This is a genomic window from Rickettsiales bacterium (assembly GCA_035765535.1).
Lineage (GTDB): Bacteria > Pseudomonadota > Alphaproteobacteria > Rickettsiales > JABCZZ01 > JABCZZ01.
In genome coordinates this window covers 244,559-262,298 of record DASTXE010000003.1, presented here as the reverse complement: position 1 = coordinate 262,298, position 17,740 = coordinate 244,559, and the positions used below count along the sequence as shown (strand labels likewise).

The following is a 17,740-nucleotide window of genomic DNA, read 5'->3' as shown; positions in this document are numbered from 1 at the left end:
AACTCCGACATGATGCGGGTTCCTCAACCAGCGCAGAAAAAAGAGCCGCTTTTCGCGGGACAGCACTTATTAGCCCTGACGTGCCTTGAAACGCGGATTTTCTTTGTTTATCACGTATACGCGGCCTTTGCGGCGAACAACGCGGCAGTTTTTATCACGCTTTTTAGCGGACTTAAGAGAGCTGAGTACTTTCATAACGTCTTTCCTATTCTATCGGAGTCGGTTTTTCTAACCGTAAGCGCAGTCTGTGTCAACTGGAAACTGCGAAACGGCTTGGTTTAGTGCAGTTTGCGCTCCAGTTCGGCAGCCGCCTGCTTAACAACATCGCTGTTGCCGCTACGCGCCAGATGTTCGGAGAGAATGGTGCGAGCCACCGAAACCGCAATATCCACCACATTGGCCTGCACATCCTGCAATGCCTTAGTTTCCGCCTGGGCAATCTTATCCATCGCCAGCTTCATGCGCTTTTCCAGCATTTTATTCAGTTCAGCTTCCGACTGCTGGACCATGTGCTCAGCTTCCTTGGCTGCAGCCGCCATCATCTGTTCGGCTTCACGGGCAGATTCCGCCTGCTTTTTCTGGTAGGCCTGCAGTGCTTCCTGCGCTTCCTCACGCAGTCTGCGAGCTTCTGCCAGTTCATGCGCTATCTGTGCAGAACGCTTATCCAGGCCTTTTGCCATTGCCTTAAACAAAGGAACGGCAGAAAACACAACCAGCGTACCGAATGCTACCGTTACCCAGCCTTCAGCTTCCAATGCGAACATTATGCAGCCTCCTTCTTAGCCAGCCCTGCGACTACGGATTCCAGATCCTTCGCTGCAGGTTTATAGCTTGCCAGCGCTTCAACAATCTGTCCGGCCAGTTCAGTGGCCACCGGCTTCAGCTGCTCCGTAACGCTCTGCTTTGCCTTCTGTATCCCGGCTTCGGAATCGGAAAGCTTCTTTTCAATTTCCGCGTCGAGTTCGGCCTGCTTTTTGCTGATCGTCGCAGCAATACGCGCCGCCGCTTCCGCCACTGCCGCCTGGGACTTTGCCTTGGCATCCGCCAGCGCATATTCGTAGATATCGCGCACACGCTCGGCTTCCGACTGCAGACGCTCAGCCTGCTCCACGTCGCTGCCGATCGTGCTCGCACGCACCTCAATCACCGACTGAACGCGCGGCAGGAGGAAGCGTGCAAGCACGATGTACAAAGACACGAAGAAAACCGTCAGCCAGAAAAGCTGCGACGGAAAACTGGACGGATCAAGTTGCGGCATCTGCCTTACCTAAATGATAAGCGGTTATTTTACAACGTAGAGGATCAGGATCGCTACAACGAAGGAGAGCAGACCCATGAATTCTGCCAGCGCCATGCCCATCAGTGCAAAACCTTTGATTTTGCCTTCCTGAGCCGGGTTGCGAGCGATGCCGTTCAGAGCAGCGGCGAAGATCAGGCCGATACCGACGGCTGCGCCAAGCATACCGATGGTGGTGAAACCAGCGCCGATGTATTTTCCAAGAAGTTTAAGTGCTTCTGCGTCCATGATGATAGTCCTTTCGTAGTTTAAGTTAGTTATGGATTAATGATGCAAATTCAGCGAATCATTCAGATAAATGCTGCACAGCATTGCAAAGATATAGGCTTGCAGGCAGGCAACAAATACTTCAAACCCCGCGAACAGCACGAGGAATGCGAACGGGAATACCCCGAGCAATCCGATTCCGACGAATGACGCCATGATCTGCGTCAGCGTGTGGCCTGCCGTCATGTTTGCGGCAAGACGGATGGAGAGGCTCACAGGGCGCGCCATGTAGGAAAAGAACTCAATGACCACCATGAAAAATCCAAGGAACAGGCCGCCGATTCCGCCCGGAAGACCTTTGGGCAGGAAGAAATGCAGAAAATGCAGGCCATGCTTGTAGAAACCGATGCAGGTCACGCCGATAAATACGAACGCCGCGAAAGCAAAGGTTACGATGATATGGCTCGTTACCGTAAAGGAATAAGGAACCATTCCCAGCAGGTTGCAGAACAGGATGAAGATAAACAACGCAAAAATGATCGGGAAATAGCGCGCGCCTTCCGGTCCTGCGCTTTCACGCACCATATCGTATACAAACTGGTAAAAGACTTCGACCATCGACTGGAAGCGCCCCGGCACCAGTTCGCGCTTACGCGTTCCAAGTCCCATGAAAAGGCACACCAGCAGCACCGCGATGCCCATAAACAAAGACGCGTTGGTGAAGGCGATATTATACCCTGCAACATGCGGCAGGTGGTACATCTCCCTTACGGAGAACTGCTCAATGGGGTTTATCACTTCTTCGGTCACGACTTTACTTACCCTTCAATACCTTACAATTCTTTATCCGCTCCCAGCGTCCGGTAGAGGGTCATAAACCCGCCGGCGCAGCCGAGGAAGAAACAAAGGATGAACAGAAACGGGGATGTTCCCAGCCATTTATCCAGAAAATAGCCGCAGCCACCACCGACCAGAGCGCCAGATACCAGCTCCAGCCCCGTGCGGAAGGCCAAGGCCAGACCCTGCGGAGGAGCTTTAGGCTTAGGGGCCAAGTGCTCCCGCATCCGGTGGATGTCCTTCTCGAGGTTTTCCAGTGAAGGCAGTTTTTCCTGTTCCGTCATCAGCCCCAGTTACCTAACATCAAACATTGCTGTGTCAAGTATTTTGCTGTTTTTGGCTTATTATTTTTTTACCGACGGGGAAAGTGCGCCCTCGATTGCCTTGCCCATACCGTCGATATTGCGGTCTCCCTGATACTCTTTCCCGTTAATAAAGAAAGTCGGGGTTGAGTTGACCTTGTATTCGTCCGCAGCCTGCTTTTCAATGGCAATAAGGGCATTTTCCGTTGCCGTGTCGCTCGTACACTGGTCAAATTTTGCCTTTTCCACCCCTCCGAGCGCCGCAATATTGGCAAGTGCATCCATATAATCCATATTATACGCCCACTTAGACTGCATCTTGAACAGCACTTCCACGAATTCATGACGGCGGTCGGGCTCTACGCAATGCACCAGCTGCGCTGCTTTCAGAGCCGGGGCATTCAGCGGGTAGTCGCGGTAGACCAGCCTGGCTTTGCCGGTATCAATATATTTTTCTTTCAGAGCGGGATAGGTATCTGTAAAGAAATGCGCGCAATGCGGGCAGGACAGCGATGCATATTCCACAATCGTGACCGGGGCGTTCTTCTTTCCGATGGTAATGTCGTATTCTCCCGGCACATAGACAAACGGCTTGGCAGGGGTAGCGGGGACCGGAGCCGGATTCGCCGAAGCCGAAGCTGGTGCGGAAGTATTCGCTGAAGGAGGTGACGGAGGAATTTCCTGCGCGCAGGCAGAAGCGGCGGTAAACATACAAGCCAGGGCAAGGCACAGTTTCTTCATAGCTACTTCCTTCTTTTTGATAGATTTTCTATCCTGATCCTGTGCTACTATACTGGGCGGTTTTATTTTTTCAACCGCCAGATGAGGGCAAGGCAAATTTTAAGCATTTGATTTTTCTATTATTTCTTCAAAATATTGTTTTACCGTTGCGATAGAATCCAACAATGCAGTACGAACCGCGGTAAAATCCTCCAGTTCAAGCCGGGCTGCAATGAGATGCTTTAAACCGTCTGGCGCTGTCGCTTCATCTAAAACACCGCCGCCGCATAGCCTGAGCAGGGCGAACAAAGACGTAAAGAACTCATGCGCCTCCCGCAGGGCACGCCCCATCTTTTCTTCTATGAGCTTACGCCCCATCAGGTTGCGCAGCACTACTCCGGTCGAACCGGCAATGACTTCCGGATTCTTTTCGGCATGTAGCAGCACGAAATATTGCGCAAGGAAGTCCAGATCCATCAGGCCGCCATGCACATATTTCAGATTCCAGATATTATCGCTGCCAAATTCCCGCGTTATTTTCGCACGCAGCGTCTTAATATCCTGCGCAAGCGCGGGGGCCGTGTGCGGGCGGCGGATATTTTCCGTGATGATCCGCTGCACCTGCTCCCTGAGCATGGGATGGCCGGTAATGACGCGCGCGCGGGTGAATGCCATCAGCTCGAATGTCCAGGCCGACTCGCGGAAATATTTTTCAAATGCGCCTACCCCAACAGCCAATGCTCCGTCACCGCCGGAAGGCCGCAGCCGTGTATCGATTTCATATAACCTGCCCTCGCGTGTGAGCGACGTCACGCTGCTGATGAAACGCTGGCTGAGCTTATTGTAAATACTGTGCTGTGGCGGCAGGAGCGGATTTTGCACTTCGGAATCGTAGACGAACACCATATCGATATCGGAACCGAAGGTCAGCTCGCGGGCGCCCAGCCTTCCCAGTGCGATAACCGCCAGACTGTTTTCCTGAAGGTCGGGTTGTTTGGCTGCGAAATTACGCTCCGTACAAAGCAGCATCGCTTCCAAACATACTTCCGCAATAGCGCTTAAATGACGGCTAGCGGTGAATGCATCCACGTGCCCCCCGATAAGCTGCACTCCCGCCTGAAATTGCTTTTCCTGCTTGAAGCGGCGGAGTATATCCATTTCTTCTTCAAAATCCCGGGCCAGGCGCAATGTTTCGGAGAGCTCCGCCGCTAACCTCTTTCCGCTTGCAAGCGCATTATAGAATCCCGTCGTGAGCACCGTATCCAGCAATCCCGGATTCTTGCTTAGCGATTCAGCCATAGCCGGTGCGGAGCCCATAATAAGCGCAATCAATTTCAGCAGGTGCGGATTGTTGCTGAATAGTGAGAAAAGCTGCACGCCCGCGGGAAGACGCGCCAGAAATTCGTCGAAATAAATAAATGCCTGATCCGGTGCCGTGGTTGCAGCAAGTTCTTTTAGCAAAGTAGGGGTCAGCTCCGTAATCAGCTCACGCGCTCTTTTGGTGCGTGTAGCCCGGCGCGAGCCGCGATGCCAGCCTTGGATGACTTCGGACACCGATGCAGGGTTGCGGTATCCCATCTTGCGCAGAGTTTCCAGCGTCTGGGGATCGTTTTCTACACCGGTAAATGATAATTTTCCTTCCTCACCGCTCAGACTGTATTGGCCGCGGAACGCACCGGCGAAATTATCGTGTACGAATTCCAGGTGCGCGAGCAGCTCTTTCTCAAACGCTGCGACATCGGCATACTCCATAAACCGGGCGAGCCGTACTCTGGCTTCCTGCTCCACAGGCATAGTGTGGGTCTGGTGATCATCCACCATCTGCAGGCGATGCTCCACACTGCGAAAAAAGCGATAGCTTGTAATCAACCTCTGCGCCAGTTCACTTTCAATCAGTCGGTTTGCGCTCAGCGCTTCAAGCGTTTTACATGTCGCCTGCTGTCTCAGTGCCTGTATACGCCCCCCCCAGATCAGCTGATGTATCTGTGCAAAAAACTCGATCTCGCGAATACCGCCAAGCCCTGTCTTGATATTGTGGCCCGCCACATTAATCTGCCTGCCCGTGCGCTCATCCATCTGGCGTTTGATGGACTGGATATCCGCAATCGCTGCAAAGTCCAGATGCTTGCGCCAGACGAACGGGGTAAGTTGTTTCAGGAAGCCTTCGCCGAGTACGGTATCACCTGCAATAACGCGCGCCTTGATGAACGCCGCACGCTCCCAGTTCTGCCCTACGGTTTCGTAGTAGGTCATCGCTCCGGCAACGGACATGGCCGGCGGCGTCGAAGCGGGATCGGGACGCAGGCGAAGGTCGACGCGGAATACATAGCCTTCCGCCGTGCGTTCCTGCAGCAGGCGCACCAGCTCGTGCGCTATTTTGGACAGGCAATGCTGTACGTCATTATTTCCGGTATAGGTGACACCATCGCGGTCAAAGAATACGATCAGGTCGATATCGCTGGAGTAATTGAGTTCATATGCGCCGAGCTTGCCCATCGCCAGCACGAATACACCCGATTCCCTTTCGGGATCGTCCGCGTATTTCAGCCGTATGTCACCTTTCGTCGCCGCAGCCTGCAGCAAATGCGCCAAGGTCAGCCGGATGCAAAGGCCTGCGAATTCCGACATTGCAAGCGTAACTTTTTCGAGCGGCCAGACACCGCCAATATCCGCCAGCGCAATGAGCAGAGAGGCCCTGCTTTTAGCAATGCGCATGGCCTTCATGAGAGAAGCCTGCGATGCCTGCGCTTGATTCTCCAGTTCCTGCCTCAGCATTGCGAACCCTGCATCTGCCCCTTGCGCGGCTACATGCAGCAGGAACTCCAATTCGTTCACAATGATTTTGGATAGAAACGGGGAATGTGCAAACACCTGCGCAAGCAATGCATCCATCTGCGGATGCTGCAATATCGCAGCTTCTGCCGGCTGCGGCAATTTCACCGCTTGCGCCGCGAGCGTTTCAAACCAGCGCAGCACTTGCGGTGTACGCTCCACTTGCAGGAGAGGTTTTATTTCATCCGTAAATGCAGTGGTTTCTGCCATCAGACCTCTTTCTGGCGGCCCGGTCCGGCAACACCTTAGCTCTTACGTGCAATCACGAATTCGGCCAGGCTGCGCAGTTCGTCGCCTTTTTTGCCGAATACTTCCAGATGGCCGATTGCCTGGTTCGCCAGGATACGTGCCTGTTCGCGCGCGCGGTCAATGCCAAGCACGGAAACCAGCGTCGCCTTGCCTGCCTGCTTATCCTTGTTGACTTCCTTGCCCACTTCCGAACGCGTGCCTTCGGCATCGAGCAGATCATCCGTGATCTGGAATGCGAGACCGATATCATGCGCGTAACCACGCAACGCACTACGCAGCGGACGCGCTGCCTTGCCAAGAATCGCACCGGCTTCGCAGGACATAGCAAATAGCTCGCCGGTCTTCAGGCGTTGCAGACGGATAATTTCGTCAATGCTGAGCTGTTTGTTTTCTGCTTCCAGATCCATCATCTGACCGCCTGCCATCCCACGATAGCCCGATGCGACGGAGAGGGTCTTAATCAGCTCGCAGCGCACTGCCGGATCCGGGTGAACGCGTTCATCGGCCAGCACCTGGAATGCGAAGGTAAGCAATGCGTCGCCCGCCAGAATTGCTGCCGCTTCACCGAATGCGATATGGCAGCTTGGTTTGCCGCGGCGCATGGCGTCATCGTCCATCGCAGGAAGATCGTCATGAATCAACGAATAAGTGTGGATGAATTCGATTGCAGCCGCCGTGCACAGGGATGCCTCGCGGCTGACACCGAAGAGTTTTGCACAGGCCACCGTCATAAACGGACGCAGGCGCTTACCGCCGGAAAGAGCGGAGTAGCGCATCGCCTGCACCAGCGTATTTTCACCGCCGATCGGCTGATAATCGCTGGGAGTATTGTCGTTATGGGGCTTGAACGCCACAACCGTATTGCCGCTGAACTCGTCACCATCCGACGGCAGCAGCTTTTCCATTTTCTCTTCAAGGCCTTCAGATACTTCCTGCAGCGCGCGCTGTAATTCTTCCATGATTCCGTTTCCTTATTTATCGCCGTCAAACGCGGCAGTGGCTAATTTTCCATCCGCCGCGCTGATGATCTTCTCAACCTTCATTTTGGCGTCGCTCAATTTTTTCTGGCAGTGATTTTTCAGCAGCGTCCCGCGCTCATAGTCACGGATCGAACTTTCCAGCTCCCCCTGCCCGGTTTCCAGCTTGCGCACGATTGTTTCCAACTCGCGCAGTGCCTGCTCAAAACTCATTGCTTCAATATTATTTTGTTGTTCCATTTTTACCCTTTTTGTCTTCTAAGGGGTGCTCCCCTTCGCTTACGCTACCCCTCGCTTCGCGGGGTCGTCGTATAGGACTCCTCCGCGTGCCACGATGGGTTTATTTTCTATTTCTTACTCCGCCGACCGCAATGCTTCAATCTCTTCTTCCGTCAGGTTTTCCCCGCGCTTTCCCGCCGGACCCGGCACAAGCACGAGTTCCAGCTTCTTGGCATCGCGGACATAAAGCCGTTCGCCCTGGATCATGCCCATCTGCGCCGGAATGTTGTTTTTTGCCAACCCCGCCACCGTGTGGATCCCCTCGCGATACATACCGATCACCACGCGCGGACGGTCAATAAATACCTGCGAACCGCGCAGAAGATCGTATATCTCCGAGACATGTTTCGGGCGTGCGCCCTTGGCAAGATGGTGCACGACCACCATTGCCGCGTGTTTCTGTATAGCAAATTCTTCGATAGCTTCAAAGAACTCACTGACGACACCCGCATCATTTTCATCGCCGGTCAGGTATTTTCGTGCTGGGTCGATCACCACCAGCGGGACTTCAGGTAACTTTCTCAGACGTTTAAGGAACGTTCCGAGATTGCCGCCTTCGCCAAAATCCGTACGCTGGAACATGATGCGCTCAGCGCGACCTTCCGGGTCGAATACTTTGGCGCGACTGTGAACGATAGCCGGGCCGTCTTCGCCGGAGAAATAAACGCAGATGCCTTTGCAGTTATTGACATCGATTTCCGAGCCGAGCCAGAGCGGCGGCTCTTCTCCCGCTTGGTAATCGATTGCCGCTTTGACGGCCAGATTATGCGCCAGCGAAGATTTACCTGTACCGCCAGATGCGCCGATAACCGTCACCGCGCCGCGCGGAATCCAGCCCTTAACAAGGAAATCGAAATTAACCGTAGTGGCTGCGTCCACATGCTTGGCGCCCACCGCGTCAAACAGCACAATATCACGTGCACACAGATTGTAAAATTTCAGGTTATCTTCCACATCCTGGGGATTAACTCCGAACTTGGTAAACAGCGAGTGATGGCGATCATAGGCATTGAAACAGAAAGCCGCGTCCGCGAGCAATTGCGGCGCGACCTGCTTTTTTGCCACGGCCTGCGGACCTTCCGGCACCAGTGTGGAAAAACCCTCGCTCTGGAACGCCCCATGCTTGCCGAGATAAGAAAGACCTGAAAGCAAATAAAACGCGGCATATTCATCGCTGCGGAAATTAGCGAGCTGGCATATTTCACTGCAGCCCTTGACGGTCTTTCCATCTTCCAGCGGCGGCAATGCTTCCGTAGAGAAAGCCAGCATTTTCATGCCTGCGCTCATCACCGGCCCGCGCTCCATGAGGCCCACCACCACGCCGAGCCCTTCTACGCGCTCTTTCTGTTCGGCATGCATCACGTCGATGCCGAGCGCAAGCCCGGTTCCCCACATAACGCCACTGCCGATCGGCTTATGATTTTCATCATGCACCAGGGGATTAAGCAGCAGAGGGGAGTTCGGCAGGTGGCCGTTATTATAATGTTTGCGGATTTCTTCAATGGCGCTGTCTATGTCATTCTCGCCAAACCAGAATGTCACTCCGGCATCCTTCGTACGCCAGGGCTCCTGCACCGCCATGGTATAAAGCGCCATCTGGCCGGATAACCCTACGGCGCGATGCGCGGCCCAGATTGTCTCCAGTTCGAGTTTAAGGCTGCTTACCGTCTTTTCATTAAATTCCGACATAGGGCCAGGGGCTTATTGTTCCTTACGATTCAGGCTGTAAACCCTAATTCACTCTACGCCCTCCTGCAAGTGTAAAGTCGTTAGCACACATGCCTGTGTAACCATTTCGGCTGACGCACCGAATATCCCGGTATGAACATTCTTGAAACATCCTCCGCCTTCCTGGAAGGCCTTGCCCTTATCGCTTCCCCCTGCATTCTGCCGGTGCTGCCGCTTGTGCTCGGCGCTTCCGCCGGGGGAGGTAAAAAACAACCTTTCGGTGTCATTGCAGGTTTTATCCTTACCTTTTCCCTATTTGCGCTGTTTTCACGCAAGCTAGTAGCGGTATTTGGCATCGATCTTGATATCATTAAACATATTTCTCTGGCGCTGCTGGCGGTATTCGGCCTTGTGCTGCTGTCCGGAAAGCTTTCGTCGCTATTCAGCAGCTGGACACAGAAAGCCGCTGCTATAGGCAATCTCGTACCTTCCGGCAAAGGTGACACATTGCTGGGCGGGCTGATGATCGGCGCGCTGATAGGACTGGTCTGGACACCCTGCGCAGGCCCTATACTGGCTGTGGTGCTCGTGCAGGTAATCCGGCAACAGACCGATGCAAGCGGTATGGCTATTCTTTTTGCTTTTGCCCTGGGAGCAGGCCTGCCGATGCTTGCGATTGCGCTTACGGGCCGCAAACTTATGGAACGGCTTGGTTTCCTGCACAGGCATGCCGAGACGATTCGTAAAGGTTGCGGGCTGGCTATATTGCTTGCTGCCATTTATATCGCCTCGGGAGTTGATTTCAGCACGCATTCGACTGCCTCATCTACGCCGATTTCTGAGCAGGCCGGGTTGGTAGATGCACTCTCCTCTCCCTATGAAGCACCGGAAATCGCAGGTATTACGGACTGGCTGAACTCTCCCCCGCTCACGCTTGCGTCGCTTAAGGGAAAGGTCGTGCTGGTGGATTTCTGGACCTACTCCTGCATCAACTGCATTCGCACGCTGCCTTACATCACGCAATGGGATAAATTGTACCGCGATAAGGGACTTGTAATCATTGGTGTTCACTCACCGGAATTCGAGTTCGAGAAGAAGCCTGAGAATGTCAAAGCCGCACTGGCACAATATGGCATTCACTATCCAGTCGCCCTGGACAGCCATCTCTCCACCTGGAGCAATTTTAACAATCTCTACTGGCCAGCCCATTACCTGATCGACCAGCAGGGGCGCGTGGTCTACACGCATTTCGGCGAAGGCGGATATGATGTAACCGAGCATAATATCCGCACCCTTCTGGGGGTGAGTAACAGCACCCCCAAATCTGCTGAGCAGGAAGCTGCGGATTTCAATCGTCCGCAAACACCGGAGACTTATCTGGGCTATGCACGGGCAGATCGATTTGGGGGCGAAAGCGAGTTGAAGGCCAACAGCATTTCCAGTTTCCACTTTCCCGCAACGCTGGATGCGGATCACTGGGCGCTGCAGGGACAATGGGATGTAAGCGCAGAGCGTATCACAGCGCAAGAAAACGGTGCGGCCATCCGGATGCATTTTCGGGCAGGGAATGTATTTCTGGTACTGGGTAATGAAGGCAGCACACCTGCCAGTGCGACTATTCTAGTGAATGGAAAACCTTATAAGACCCTTACCGTCGATCGCCATATGCTTTATACCATTATCTCACAGGATAAAGCGGGCGAAGGAATCGTGGATATTATCGCCGGGAATGCAGGACTGGAAGCGTACGCGTTCACGTTCGGCTGGTAAATTAGTGGCTCACCCCTGCACCGCTTTTGGGAGCGCCAACCCCTTCGCTGGGAAGGCCGTGCCCGGTGAAGACATCTCCGGATACGGACATATGCTGCGCGCGTATATTCCATGCTTCCTGATTGGCTCGCTGCATGTCTTCATGCATGCGCGCCATCACCATTTCGATCTTATTGGGCATCTGTTCACTGCCGAATAACCCGAGTATCCCGCCGGGAATTCTCTTAATCAGGCACCATACCCTGCTGCCGATGCCCCAAATCGCATCGCCTGCGCTATCAGGTACTCTGGGAAGCAGGTTCAGCAGAAAGCCGTTTTTTTTCGTGCCCTGGTCACCGGCGGCGTTACGCTGCGCCTGCCCTTCCATCATCATTCTTTGCATGTGGTCCATAACACTGCTCCGCTGATTCCTTAACGTTATGATTAATATAGCATAGAATTGTTACAGAATGATGACGATCAGGGTTGTTCGGTATAGCCAAAGAAGTAGCTTTTATTTTGCTGCTGTGCTTCCAGCTCTCTGGCTTTCACCAAGTCTGCCTGGTACTGCGCATTGCGTTTGGCGAGTTCCATCGCCTGTTTTTCTTTTTTCTTCTGTTTTTCAACCGCTAAGGCCTGAGCCTTTTCTTTCTTGATCTCTTTCTGCAGCTTCTGGCCGGCCAGGATCTTCAGCATCGTCTTGGTATTCTTGGAAATTTCGGGAGTATAGTTTTTCTCACCCCGCGCGGCGGCTGAAGCGCTTCTCGCCTTCAGATAATCACCGATATCTTTTTCCACCTTTGAATCGAGCCGCTGCTGGAAAGTCTGCTCTTTGCCGAGTTTGGCGCCCATTTTCTGTTTAAATGCTTCACTGGCCGGAGAGGACTTCTTGCCTCCGCTTTTATTGCCACCGAACAGGCTTGGAATAAGTGCCATAATCTGTCTCCCTTTCGCTATTATTATAGCAATAAAGGCACGCGGCTTCAGCAGCAATCTTACTGATTTACTTAAACTTCATGGAACTGTCATAAAGGGAATGCAAAAAAAAGGGGGCGAGTATAGATCGCCCCCTTTGCTTACGCTGTTACTTATAATCAGGCGTTTAGTATACCCTGGCTTTGGGCGGAACGGGCTGCACTTCGTTGGACAGCGTGTTCATATGTACAGGACGGTAGTCAATCGTGCTCTGGCCCTTATTATCCAGCCAGATCAGCGAGTGCTTCATCCACTTGACGTCATCACGCTCGCTAAAGTCTTCGCGTGCATGCGCGCCACGGCTTTCTTCGCGGTTCAGCGCGCCATCCATCGTAATGACGGCCTGAGAACGCAGGTTATCCAGCTCCAGCGCCTCTACCAGGTCGCTGTTCCAGACAAGGTTGCGGTCGCTGACATGCAGATCGTCATAGCTCTGCCAGACCTGTTTGATCTTGGTTGCGCCTTCCTGCAGATTTTTCTTGTCACGGAATACCGCCGCATGATTCTGCATCGTACGCTGCATGGCCTTGCGGATTTCCGCCGTGCGCGATTTGCCGGAAGCATGACGGATCTTATCGAAGCGCGTAAGGATGCTTTCCGAAACCGATTCCGCCAGCGGCTTATGCGGCGTATTCGGGCGGATCAGTTCTTTCGCACGCAGCGCGGCGGCACGGCCGAACACGACCAGATCCAGCAGCGAGTTGGAGCCCAGACGGTTTGCACCGTGCACGGAAACGCAAGCTGCTTCACCGATGGCCATGAGGCCCGGCACAACGCTATCCGGATTGCCGTTCTTCAGCGTTACCACTTCACCATGATAGTTGGTGGGGATACCACCCATATTGTAATGCACGGTCGGCAGTACGGGAATCGGTTGCTTGGTTACGTCCACACCGGCAAAAATCCTTGCCGTTTCTGCAATACCCGGCAGGCGTTCATGGATGATAGATGGATCAAGGTGATCCAGGTGCAGATAGATATGATCCTTTTCCGGACCAACGCCGCGGCCTTCGCGGATTTCAATCGTCATTGCGCGACTGACTACGTCACGCGACGCAAGGTCTTTCGCATGCGGCGCATAGCGTTCCATGAAGCGCTCGCCTTCCGAATTCACGAGATAGCCGCCTTCACCGCGCACGCCTTCAGTGATCAGGCAGCCTGCGCCGTATACGCCGGTCGGGTGGAACTGCACGAACTCCATATCCTGCAACGGCAAACCAGCGCGCACGACCATACCGCCGCCATCGCCTGTGCAGGTATGCGCGGAGGTGCAGGAGAAATACGCACGACCGTAGCCACCCGTAGCAAGCACCGTCGTGTGTGCATGGAAACGATGCATGGTACCGTCATCCAGATTCCAGGCGACAACGCCGCGGCATGCGCCTTCATCATCCATCAGCAGATCGACCGCAAAATATTCGATGAAGAATTTCGCGTTATGCTTCAGCGCCTGCTGATACAGTGTATGCAGGATCGCGTGACCGGTACGGTCGGCAGCCGCACAGGTGCGTTGCGCCGTGCCTTTGCCGTAATGCGTGGTCATACCGCCGAACGGGCGCTGGTAAATCTTGCCTTCCGACGTACGCGAGAACGGCACGCCGTAATGTTCGAGCTCGATGATCGCTTCGGGCGCGTTCTTGCACATATATTCGATTGCATCCTGGTCGCCCAGCCAGTCCGATCCCTTGATGGTGTCATACATGTGCCAGCGCCAGTCATCCTCGCCCATATTGCCGAGCGCGGCGGAAATACCGCCCTGCGCCGCGACCGTGTGGCTGCGCGTGGGAAATACTTTGGTTACGCATGCTGTGGAAAGCCCTGCCTGCGCCATGCCGAACGTTGCGCGCAAACCTGCGCCGCCCGCCCCCACGACTACTACATCATAATAATGATCGACGATTTTGTATGACTGTGCCATCAGGCGGTACCTCAGATATGGAAATGGAGTTTCAATACGGCAAGAATGCTGACCACGCCGAACGCGATCATGACGAAATAATTGATCAGCAGCGCCGCTATTTTGATGCAATGGCAATGGACGTAATCTTCAATAATCGTCTGCAGCCCGAGCTTCATGTGGTAAAACAGCGCGCCCAGCATAACGACCATCGCCGCCGCGTTGAAACCGGAGGAGAGCCACTGCGCCGGTGTCTGCCCGCCGGGCTGGATTGCCATGCGCAACATGCAGGAGATGAACCACCAGGTCAGCGGCATCAGCATCAACGCCGTGACGCGCTGGCCGATGAAGTGACCTGTGCCTGCTTTAGCGGAGCCTAACCCACGCACTTTGGCAAGCGGAGAACGAAGTTCGGATTTTTTCATTGTTTAACTCCCGAAAACACCGTAGCCCAGGTACAGGTGGTGAAAAATGCGGTGGCAAGAAATACAAGCCACGCGGTGCGGCGAGCGGTGGTCAGTTCAAAGCCTTTGCCCGCATCCCAGAACAAATGGCGAATACCGTTGCAGAAATGGAAGTAAAAAGCCGCCGACCAGCCCATCAGCAGCAATTTGCCTACCGTGCCTGCCAGGAATGACTGAATGGCAGCAAAACAATGCGCATCATAAGCCGCAGCCCACAGCCAGCCGACCAGCAGCACGGTACCTACGGCCAGCGCCACCCCGGTCACACGATGCAGGATGGAAACGACCATTGTAATATACCACCTGTAAATCTGCAGGTGCGGGGAAAGCGGGCGCGCAATGGCCGGTGCGGTTTTCTCAGTCATAATACCAATGATGCTATTAATAATAGTGCCTGGACTTATTACACAAATTTCCGCCTGCATGACAATGGGAAATTTTCTTTATAGGGGGATTTGGGGTATAAGGAATGCATTATTCTATTGCAATAGATATAAATATTCCATAAAATTGGGTTTATCTGCCGGTCTTTCCGGTAGATGAAATAAATGGAAAAGATGAGAGATTTATTTCTGCTGTTAATACTTTGTTAACACTTTCTTGTTATAAAAGTATCTGAAGCCTGCGATTCCTTAAAGATTTTCAGGTTATCTTATTCCCGGGCAAGTAGCCCTTCATCTTAACAACGTCCAAGTAGGAGTTATATACCATGTCTATTTCATCACTTAGCAATAACATTGCAGCACTTGTTGCCCAGCTTAATATCGGCACAGCAACCACCAACGTGCAAAACAATGTTACTGCACTTTCCAGCGGTAGCCGTATCGTAAGCGCCGCAACCGACGTGGCGGCATTGTCCACCGGTACTGCTCTTTCCGCTCAGGTGAACTCGATCAACACCGCACTGTCCGTATCCAGCCAGGCTTCGAGCCTGCTGCAGGTGGCTGACGGCGCACTGTCCCAGATCCAGACGATCATTCAGCGTCAGCAGACGATTGCTGCTTCCGCTCAGTCCGGTTCTTTGACCGACACGCAGCGCGGCTTCCTCGACCAGGAATTCCAGAACCTTAGCTCGCAGATCGACCAGCTGGCAAATTCCACCACGTTCAACGGTGTAAACCTGATCAACGGTAATATCTCCGGTAAAATCGGCTTCAACACCAATACCACAGACAGCACTGCAGCTGCTAACGCTTCTGCTGGTATCATGACGCTGAACGGCTCCGTTGCCAACGGCGACACAGTAACCATCGACGGCGTTACCGTAACCTTCTCCTCTTCTGCCCAGGGTACCACGGCAGCTGCTGGTAAAGTGGTTATCGGCAACAACGCTACGGGCTCTGCTGCAAACCTTGTTGCTTACCTCAACAACCTGAATGCTCCGCAGTTCGCCAACCTGACGTTCCATAACACCGCAGGCGTAATCACCGCTAACTACACCGGTGGTACATTGCTCGGTACGCAGAAGATCACATCCAGCACGAGCGACACGACCAACATTACCGGTACAGGTTCAGCTAACGTTTCCGCTACCACGACCCCGACAACGACCAACGCAGACGGCCTCAGCGTTGACCGTTATACGACCTTCGGCTCGGTCACCGGTTCGCTCCTCGTTAATGGTGATAAGACAGCTACCAACTACGGTGCAGCTATCGACGTCAGCTCGCTGAAGAACAACGCAAGCTTCATCGGCAATTTCGGCGGCGACAATATCAGCAGCATCTCGGCCACCTACAGCGGCACAGCAGGCAAAGCCTCGTTCACCGTTTCGGCCGGCGGCATCACCTATACGACGGGTGTTGTCGACCTTACCACAACGGCTGCGCCGATTGTCGCTACCTTCACCGGTGCGGACAGCACGGGTACAGCCAAAGGCGGTAGCTTTACGCTGAGCTTCAATGCGACCACTGCCCAGACTTTCGCCAGCCAATCCCAGCTTGATGGCATCACATCTCAGCTGAACCAGGCTCTGGCTGGAGTATCTGTTCAGCAGAACCGTACGGTCAGCGGTATCACCACCGGCAACGTTGTTACCGTCGGCGGCGTACAGGTGGCTAACCTGCAGGGTATCTCGGCTCAGTTCAAGAGCTCGGATTTCTCGAACCCGACCATTTCGTCCATCACGGTTGCCGCTCCGGGTACGGGCAGCACGGATGCCAAGATTACCGCTGTAATCAATGGCCATACGTTCACCAGCGTATCGGGTATCGGTACCAGCATCGGTCTGAATACGGTTATCGCGCTGCAGGATACCTCGGATCCGTCACAGACGTTCTCCCTGGTTACCGGCAACACGGCAATCGCTACTTCGACCACGACCGCTCTGGATATCAGCAGCTCCGATAAAGCTTCTGCCATCCAGGACGCTCTGCAAAAAGCGTTCGGTATCGACAAAGCCGGTGCTTCACTGAAGTTCCAGGCAGGTGCAGCTTCCACCGACACGATCGGCGTATCGATCGGCAGCGCGACCACTTCCTCGCTGTTCGGCGGCAAGTCTCTGGACGTGAAGACCCTGACGGATGCAACCAACGCTGCAGGCGTACTGGATACGGCTCTTAACACCGTAACCTCGCTGCGTGCAACGGTGGGTGCTCTGGAAGAAAGGTTCAGCTACGCTTCCAACGCTCTGCAGAGCGCAGCGCAGAACGAAGGTGCAGCTAAGAGCAACCTGCTCGATACCGACGTGGCCGCTACTTCGACCTCGTTCGCTACCTCGCAGGTACAGCTCCAGGCCGGTATCGCGGTTCTGGCAAATGCCAACCAGCTCCAGCAGTCCCTGCTGAAACTGATTCAGTAATCTAAGGACCAAACGCTGCAAGGGTGGAAACACCCTTGCAGCATTCTTTTTAGATAGAGAACGGCTATGGACGGCATCACAGATACAACGTCAGTAACAGCCCAGCTCTATAAAGCGCCGGCAGCCCCGGCTCCCCAAACTCAGAGCGCGGCTCCTGTCATCGGACAGCATGTTAAATCCGCACCTGTTTCCCCTGTACAGACTGATGCTCTCACCAAATACGCGGAAGCGGTTCACGAGCTTTCGCTTTCCTACAAAGATTTCTACGCGCTCGGCGATCAGACGTTTTCAATCTTCAAAGACGCTACCGGGCAATTTATCACACGCTATGTCAGCCTCCGGGATGGCAGCGTCACTTATGTTCCCGCCCCTGTTCTGGTGAAGCATTTAAGCCCGCCGGGGGGAATGCAGCTAACGATTAACGCATAAAAACCACATGGCATAATTATTGCTTTCTGTGGTATAATAGAAAATTATAGAGGCAGTT

19 protein-coding genes are annotated in these 17,740 nt (G+C 53.8%); 3 read left to right on the top strand and 16 right to left on the bottom strand.

Annotated features, from left to right (window positions below):
- Positions 1–69: 69 nt before the first annotated feature.
- The 11 genes from ykgO to VFT64_04185 all read right to left on the bottom strand — a co-directional run bounded on the left by ykgO (position 70) and on the right by VFT64_04185 (position 9,389).
- Positions 70–195, bottom strand: a complete 126-nt coding sequence (gene ykgO / locus VFT64_04235) for a type B 50S ribosomal protein L36 (protein ID HEU5047033.1) — start codon at positions 193–195, stop codon at positions 70–72.
- A gap of 83 nt (positions 196–278) precedes the next feature.
- Positions 279–764: a hypothetical protein gene (locus VFT64_04230; GenBank protein ID HEU5047032.1), complete on the bottom strand. Its 486-nt coding sequence runs from the start codon at positions 762–764 to the stop codon at positions 279–281.
- Positions 764–1,258 carry a hypothetical protein gene (locus VFT64_04225; protein HEU5047031.1) on the bottom strand — a complete coding sequence of 165 codons (495 nt, stop codon included), beginning with the start codon at positions 1,256–1,258 and terminating at the stop codon, positions 764–766. The genes VFT64_04230 and VFT64_04225 overlap by 1 nt, the downstream gene beginning before the upstream one ends.
- Before the next feature lie 24 nt (positions 1,259–1,282).
- Positions 1,283–1,525 (bottom strand): F0F1 ATP synthase subunit C, encoded by a 243-nt coding sequence (locus tag VFT64_04220; GenBank protein HEU5047030.1) that lies wholly within the window; start codon positions 1,523–1,525, stop codon positions 1,283–1,285.
- Positions 1,526–1,561: 36 nt separating this feature from the next.
- Positions 1,562–2,314, bottom strand: a complete 753-nt coding sequence (locus VFT64_04215) for a F0F1 ATP synthase subunit A (GenBank protein ID HEU5047029.1) — start codon at positions 2,312–2,314, stop codon at positions 1,562–1,564.
- Between the two features lie 23 nt (positions 2,315–2,337).
- Positions 2,338–2,625, bottom strand: a complete 288-nt coding sequence (locus VFT64_04210; protein ID HEU5047028.1) for an AtpZ/AtpI family protein — start codon at positions 2,623–2,625, stop codon at positions 2,338–2,340.
- A 60-nt stretch (positions 2,626–2,685) separates the two neighbouring features.
- Complete coding sequence (locus tag VFT64_04205) at positions 2,686–3,384, bottom strand: DsbA family protein (GenBank protein HEU5047027.1); 699 nt, start codon at positions 3,382–3,384, stop codon at positions 2,686–2,688.
- Between the two features lie 99 nt (positions 3,385–3,483).
- Positions 3,484–6,405, bottom strand: a complete 2,922-nt coding sequence (locus VFT64_04200) for a bifunctional [glutamine synthetase] adenylyltransferase/[glutamine synthetase]-adenylyl-L-tyrosine phosphorylase (GenBank protein HEU5047026.1) — start codon at positions 6,403–6,405, stop codon at positions 3,484–3,486.
- 35 nt (positions 6,406–6,440) lie between these two features.
- Positions 6,441–7,403, bottom strand: coding sequence for a farnesyl diphosphate synthase (locus tag VFT64_04195; protein ID HEU5047025.1), 963 nt, complete (start codon positions 7,401–7,403; stop codon positions 6,441–6,443).
- A 12-nt stretch (positions 7,404–7,415) separates the two neighbouring features.
- Positions 7,416–7,661: an exodeoxyribonuclease VII small subunit gene (locus VFT64_04190; GenBank protein HEU5047024.1), complete on the bottom strand. Its 246-nt coding sequence runs from the start codon at positions 7,659–7,661 to the stop codon at positions 7,416–7,418.
- Between the two features lie 114 nt (positions 7,662–7,775).
- Positions 7,776–9,389: an AAA family ATPase gene (locus tag VFT64_04185; GenBank protein HEU5047023.1), complete on the bottom strand. Its 1,614-nt coding sequence runs from the start codon at positions 9,387–9,389 to the stop codon at positions 7,776–7,778.
- A 132-nt stretch (positions 9,390–9,521) separates the two neighbouring features.
- Between VFT64_04185 and VFT64_04180 the strand changes: the two genes are divergently transcribed.
- Positions 9,522–11,138, top strand: coding sequence for a cytochrome c biogenesis protein DipZ (locus tag VFT64_04180; protein ID HEU5047022.1), 1,617 nt, complete (start codon positions 9,522–9,524; stop codon positions 11,136–11,138).
- A 1-nt stretch (position 11,139) separates the two neighbouring features.
- Here the strand turns inward: VFT64_04180 and VFT64_04175 are convergent, their stop codons facing one another.
- The 5 genes from VFT64_04175 to sdhC all read right to left on the bottom strand — a co-directional run bounded on the left by VFT64_04175 (position 11,140) and on the right by sdhC (position 14,818).
- On the bottom strand, positions 11,140–11,529 hold the full coding sequence (locus VFT64_04175) for a hypothetical protein (protein HEU5047021.1): 390 nt from the start codon (positions 11,527–11,529) through the stop codon (positions 11,140–11,142).
- Positions 11,530–11,597: 68 nt separating this feature from the next.
- Complete coding sequence (locus tag VFT64_04170; protein ID HEU5047020.1) at positions 11,598–12,053, bottom strand: hypothetical protein; 456 nt, start codon at positions 12,051–12,053, stop codon at positions 11,598–11,600.
- A 166-nt stretch (positions 12,054–12,219) separates the two neighbouring features.
- Positions 12,220–14,010, bottom strand: coding sequence for a succinate dehydrogenase flavoprotein subunit (gene sdhA, locus VFT64_04165; GenBank protein HEU5047019.1), 1,791 nt, complete (start codon positions 14,008–14,010; stop codon positions 12,220–12,222).
- Positions 14,011–14,021: 11 nt separating this feature from the next.
- Positions 14,022–14,414 (bottom strand): succinate dehydrogenase, hydrophobic membrane anchor protein, encoded by a 393-nt coding sequence (sdhD, locus tag VFT64_04160; protein ID HEU5047018.1) that lies wholly within the window; start codon positions 14,412–14,414, stop codon positions 14,022–14,024.
- Positions 14,411–14,818, bottom strand: a complete 408-nt coding sequence (gene sdhC, locus VFT64_04155) for a succinate dehydrogenase, cytochrome b556 subunit (GenBank protein HEU5047017.1) — start codon at positions 14,816–14,818, stop codon at positions 14,411–14,413. The genes sdhD and sdhC overlap by 4 nt, the downstream gene beginning before the upstream one ends.
- A 344-nt stretch (positions 14,819–15,162) precedes the next feature.
- On the opposite strand from sdhC, the gene VFT64_04150 reads away from it, so the two are divergent.
- Complete coding sequence (locus tag VFT64_04150) at positions 15,163–17,253, top strand: flagellin (GenBank protein HEU5047016.1); 2,091 nt, start codon at positions 15,163–15,165, stop codon at positions 17,251–17,253.
- Between the two features lie 66 nt (positions 17,254–17,319).
- Positions 17,320–17,682, top strand: a complete 363-nt coding sequence (locus VFT64_04145) for a hypothetical protein (protein HEU5047015.1) — start codon at positions 17,320–17,322, stop codon at positions 17,680–17,682.
- The last annotated feature ends 58 nt before the right edge of the window (positions 17,683–17,740 follow it).

Coding starts and splice junctions, on each gene's coding strand:
- VFT64_04185 (HEU5047023.1), bottom strand. CDS start 9,389: ATGTCGGAATTTAATGAAAAGACGGTAAGCAGCCTTAAACTCGAACTG.
- VFT64_04170 (HEU5047020.1), bottom strand. CDS start 12,053: ATGGCACTTATTCCAAGCCTGTTCGGTGGCAATAAAAGCGGAGGCAAG.
- VFT64_04210 (HEU5047028.1), bottom strand. CDS start 2,625: ATGACGGAACAGGAAAAACTGCCTTCACTGGAAAACCTCGAGAAGGAC.
- VFT64_04175 (HEU5047021.1), bottom strand. CDS start 11,529: ATGGACCACATGCAAAGAATGATGATGGAAGGGCAGGCGCAGCGTAAC.
- VFT64_04195 (HEU5047025.1), bottom strand. CDS start 7,403: ATGGAAGAATTACAGCGCGCGCTGCAGGAAGTATCTGAAGGCCTTGAA.
- ykgO (HEU5047033.1), bottom strand. CDS start 195: ATGAAAGTACTCAGCTCTCTTAAGTCCGCTAAAAAGCGTGATAAAAAC.
- VFT64_04150 (HEU5047016.1), top strand. CDS start 15,163: ATGTCTATTTCATCACTTAGCAATAACATTGCAGCACTTGTTGCCCAG.
- VFT64_04190 (HEU5047024.1), bottom strand. CDS start 7,661: ATGGAACAACAAAATAATATTGAAGCAATGAGTTTTGAGCAGGCACTG.
- sdhA (HEU5047019.1), bottom strand. CDS start 14,010: ATGGCACAGTCATACAAAATCGTCGATCATTATTATGATGTAGTAGTC.
- VFT64_04145 (HEU5047015.1), top strand. CDS start 17,320: ATGGACGGCATCACAGATACAACGTCAGTAACAGCCCAGCTCTATAAA.
- VFT64_04225 (HEU5047031.1), bottom strand. CDS start 1,258: ATGCCGCAACTTGATCCGTCCAGTTTTCCGTCGCAGCTTTTCTGGCTG.
- VFT64_04205 (HEU5047027.1), bottom strand. CDS start 3,384: ATGAAGAAACTGTGCCTTGCCCTGGCTTGTATGTTTACCGCCGCTTCT.
- VFT64_04200 (HEU5047026.1), bottom strand. CDS start 6,405: ATGGCAGAAACCACTGCATTTACGGATGAAATAAAACCTCTCCTGCAA.
- sdhD (HEU5047018.1), bottom strand. CDS start 14,414: ATGAAAAAATCCGAACTTCGTTCTCCGCTTGCCAAAGTGCGTGGGTTA.
- VFT64_04230 (HEU5047032.1), bottom strand. CDS start 764: ATGTTCGCATTGGAAGCTGAAGGCTGGGTAACGGTAGCATTCGGTACG.
- sdhC (HEU5047017.1), bottom strand. CDS start 14,818: ATGACTGAGAAAACCGCACCGGCCATTGCGCGCCCGCTTTCCCCGCAC.
- VFT64_04220 (HEU5047030.1), bottom strand. CDS start 1,525: ATGGACGCAGAAGCACTTAAACTTCTTGGAAAATACATCGGCGCTGGT.
- VFT64_04180 (HEU5047022.1), top strand. CDS start 9,522: ATGAACATTCTTGAAACATCCTCCGCCTTCCTGGAAGGCCTTGCCCTT.